The sequence below is a fragment of the Candidatus Pelagibacter sp. HIMB1521 genome (assembly GCF_052047875.1).
Classification (GTDB): Bacteria; Pseudomonadota; Alphaproteobacteria; order Pelagibacterales; family Pelagibacteraceae; genus Pelagibacter.
Genome location: NZ_JBNAIZ010000024.1, coordinates 1 through 3,642, shown reverse-complemented (window position 1 = coordinate 3,642; position 3,642 = coordinate 1). Strand labels below are relative to the sequence as shown.

6 protein-coding genes are annotated in these 3,642 nt (G+C 27.0%); 5 read left to right on the top strand and 1 reads right to left on the bottom strand.

Annotated elements, in window-relative coordinates; translation table 11 throughout:
* The coding region (locus ACTTA5_RS07500; protein ID WP_440649155.1) for an Lrp/AsnC family transcriptional regulator at positions 1–420 on the top strand (420 nt) is incomplete at its 5' end.
* A gap of 5 nt (positions 421–425) precedes the next feature.
* Here ACTTA5_RS07500 and ACTTA5_RS07495 read toward each other — a convergent pair.
* Complete coding sequence (locus ACTTA5_RS07495; RefSeq protein WP_262589386.1) at positions 426–629, bottom strand: hypothetical protein; 204 nt, start codon at positions 627–629, stop codon at positions 426–428.
* A 32-nt stretch (positions 630–661) separates the two neighbouring features.
* Here ACTTA5_RS07495 and ACTTA5_RS07490 point away from each other — a divergent pair, with 32 nt between their 5' ends.
* The 4 genes from ACTTA5_RS07490 to ACTTA5_RS07475 all read left to right on the top strand — a co-directional run.
* On the top strand, positions 662–1,207 hold the full coding sequence (locus ACTTA5_RS07490) for a DUF4174 domain-containing protein (protein ID WP_440649153.1): 546 nt from the start codon (positions 662–664) through the stop codon (positions 1,205–1,207).
* 37 nt (positions 1,208–1,244) lie between these two features.
* Complete coding sequence (locus ACTTA5_RS07485; RefSeq protein WP_440649151.1) at positions 1,245–1,844, top strand: LysE family translocator; 600 nt, start codon at positions 1,245–1,247, stop codon at positions 1,842–1,844.
* 11 nt (positions 1,845–1,855) lie between these two features.
* Positions 1,856–2,275 (top strand): hypothetical protein, encoded by a 420-nt coding sequence (locus tag ACTTA5_RS07480; protein ID WP_440649149.1) that lies wholly within the window; start codon positions 1,856–1,858, stop codon positions 2,273–2,275.
* Between the two features lie 46 nt (positions 2,276–2,321).
* Positions 2,322–3,642 (top strand): NAD(P)/FAD-dependent oxidoreductase (locus ACTTA5_RS07475; RefSeq protein WP_440649147.1); only part of this gene is annotated, 1,321 nt, incomplete at its 3' end.

The window sequence follows — 3,642 nt, the reverse complement described above, 5'->3', positions numbered from 1 at the left end:
CTTAAAAATAACAGCAAAACCACCCTTCAAAATATAAGTGAGAAAATAAATTTAAGTATTGCTCCTACTGCAAGAAGAATAAATCAATTAGAAGAAAATAATATAATTAAAAATTATTCAGTAAATATTGATGAAACCTCACTTGGTTATAAATTTCCTGCCTTCATATTTATTAGCTTAGAAAAACAGCAATCAAAAAATTTTGATAAATTTGAGAAAAAAATTTTAAATTTTCCTGAAGTAGTTGAGTGTTGGTTAATGACTGGAGCTAAGGATTATTTAATAAGAATTGCAGTTAAAGATGTAGAGGAATTTGAGGATTTTTTAACTAAAAAACTAACTGTAATAGAGGGCGTTTCTTCTGTTGAAACCTCTATACCTTTGAGAAGAGTAAAGTCGGAATACTCCCGTGTGGAATAAATTTTTCAGATATCAAATTTTTCTAATAAGAAATTGATTAGCAAATTGTAAATGAATGCAAAACTGAAAATATAAAATAGAAAAATTGCAGCTTTAGAATTAAATATGTATCCAGTGGAAGTTAAAAGAACTAAGAAAAAGCTTATCGATAAAGCAAGTTTAGATAGTGCTTTTTTCTTTAAATGAGATTTAATAACTTTTTCCTTCATATATCCTATTAACTAAAATACTTAATATACCAATGAATTTTAAAAAATATATATGGAAATGTAGATTGTTAGTTTTGAATACTCCAAATTACACTAATCAAGAGTATAAAAATTCAAAAGATATTTATCAAAAACACATAAAAGAATTTCATAAACGATTTATAAAATTAGTTACAAAATTAGATAAAGCTAAAAACTTTAGTGTGAGTTTAATTGGCTTTGATGGAACCGAAAAAGCTAAGTTAGATACAATAAATCTTAAAAAGATATTTACCTTAGTTGATAAAATGCCAATGAATAAAATGATAAAAGATAAAAGTTTTAAACCTTTAAATCTTTCATTATTTTCTGATTATAAACCAGAGACAACTTTACATGGCTTAGGTTTTAAGAATAAAGAAAAGGCGCTTTATACAATTAAAGCTATCAAAAAAAGATCAATCAAATATCAAGTAAATGTTATTGCAACTATGCTTGGAAGAGCAAAAAATCATCCCAACAAAACTAAAGATATGTATGATGCAATTCTGATCTTTGAAAAGTGGATGAGAATGTATAAAAAGAATAAAAAGGCCTAAATTAAAGAATATTATAAATTTAATCACCTATTAAAGTATGACCTTAATTGAAATAGTAGCTTTAATAATTTTTTTATTTCCTCTCGCTTTTAGCCCGGGACCTGGGAACATGTTCTTTGCAGCTAATGGAGCTAGATTTGGTTTTGTTAAAACTTTATCAGCAAATTTTGGTTATCATCTTGCAACGATTATAGTTACTTTTCTTATAGGTTTTGGTTTTAATATATTTTTTTCATTTATTAATGATCAATATCAATACATTCAGATAATTGGATCATTATATGTAATCTATCTTGCCTATAAATTCTTCAAGGCAAGCACATATGAAAACAGCAATCAAAATTTAAAATGTACTTTTGTTGATGGAGTTATACTTTTAGTATTTAACCCAAAAGCTTATGTGATAATTTCTTTAATGTTCACAATCTTTTTAGACGGTTCTCAAAACTTAATAAGAATAATTTTAATCAGTACAATTTTCACAGTTAATAACTGCGTATCATTTACTCTGTGGACATTATTTGGTGACTTACTTGGTGCAAAATTTAGAAATGAAAAATATTCTAAAATATTAAACAAATTCTTCTCATTGTCTTTATTTTTGGTTGGTATATGGATGCTTTCAATTAAAATTTAAAAAAACAAAAAATGAAAAAACTTATATCTGCAATAATTCTTAGCATCTTAAGCACAAGTGCTAATGCTGATGATCAACAAACATTTGTATTTTATAATCTGCAAGGAGATTTCACAACTTGTTATAGTTATTATATATTGTCTGAAGAAGGCTTTAAAAAAAGTGGTAGTGCTAACGATGAAACCATATCAGGTCTTAATAAATCAGCAGATTTATCATTAGAATCTGTTTTTATGATTGGTCAGCAATTAGGCATGAACACAGATACAATGAGAAATAGAGTTAAAACATCCTTTGAAAGTATGAAAAATGAGATGGGTCAAGATTATAAAAATTTTTCAAAAGTTTTAGATAAATACGGAATATTTTGTAAGGACTTGATAGAAAAAACAGACGACAGAGTTGTATTCTGGGAAGATAAATTTAAGTAAATTATTATTTAGATAATTAAGGGTTATGTTAACCTAACATTAACTAATGAGTAATATTTATCATTCAGATATTTATAAGTTTAATAAACCTGTTCCTAGTTACTGGGAAGCAACTTCAAGTGAGAATTTAAATTTAGATAAACTTCAAAAAGATATTAGTTCTGAAATAGTAGTCATAGGTGGGGGTTATACTGGTTTGCTTTGTGCAATAAATTTAATTGAAAATCATAATTTAGATGTAGTTTTGGTTGAGGCTGGAAAAGTAGGTTGGGGTGCTTCTTCTCGTAATGCGGGGTTTTGCTGTCTTCCTCCAAGCAAAATGTCTTATAAAAAAATGCAATCAGTTTATGGAAAAGAGGAGACTAGAAAATTTTTTAAAAACTCTGTTGAAGGAGCTAATTATACTAAAGAATTAATTGATAATTATAATATTGATTGTGATGTAACTGGTGAAAATAACTTTGTTGTAGCTCATCACAAAAACAAATTTGACCAAATCAAAGATCAAGCTGAAGTTTATAAATCTGAATTTGGAATTGATACCAAAGTTTATTCAAAAGAAGAATTTGATGAAGTAGGTCATGGCGGAACTGAGCAATTTGGTGCATTTTCATATAAACCTGGATTTGCGATCAATCCATTAAAATTTGTAAACGGACTTGCAAAACATGCTTTATCTAAAAAATTAAAAATTTATGTGCACACTAAAGTTGAAAAAATTGAAAAAGATAATGGTTCTTATCTTTTAAGAACTAATGAAGGATCATTAAAAACAAAAAAAATAGTTGTTGCAACTAATGGATTTTATCAAGAGGGATTAATTCCTGAAATGGATGGAAGAGTATTACCTGTTATTTCAAATATTATTGTAACAAGACCACTTACAAATGAAGAACTTAGTTTACATAACTTTAATACTTATGCCCCAATAGCTAATTCTAAAAACCTTTTATATTATTATAGAAAGTTACCTGACAATCGAATTTTATTTGGCACTAGAGGAGATTTTGAAGGAAGTGATCAATCTAATCAAAACAGAGCTAATGATATGGAACAATTTTTAAAAAATATTTTTCCTAAATGGAATAACGTTACAATTGATTATAATTGGCGAGGTTTAATTGCTTTATCTCAAAAGCTTACCCCTTCAATTGGTAAAATAGATAATGAAGAAATTTATTATGGATTTGGTTATAGCGGCGTAGGGGTTAGTGCAGCTCCTTGGACTGGAAAACAATTGTCTAAGTTAGTTTTTTCATCAAATAGTAAAGATCTTGATATTTCAAAAATTTACAAAGGTTTACCTAAGAAATTTATCTTTCCACAATTAAGAGTGTTTTATTTTAAATTAGCAGTATGGTTTTATA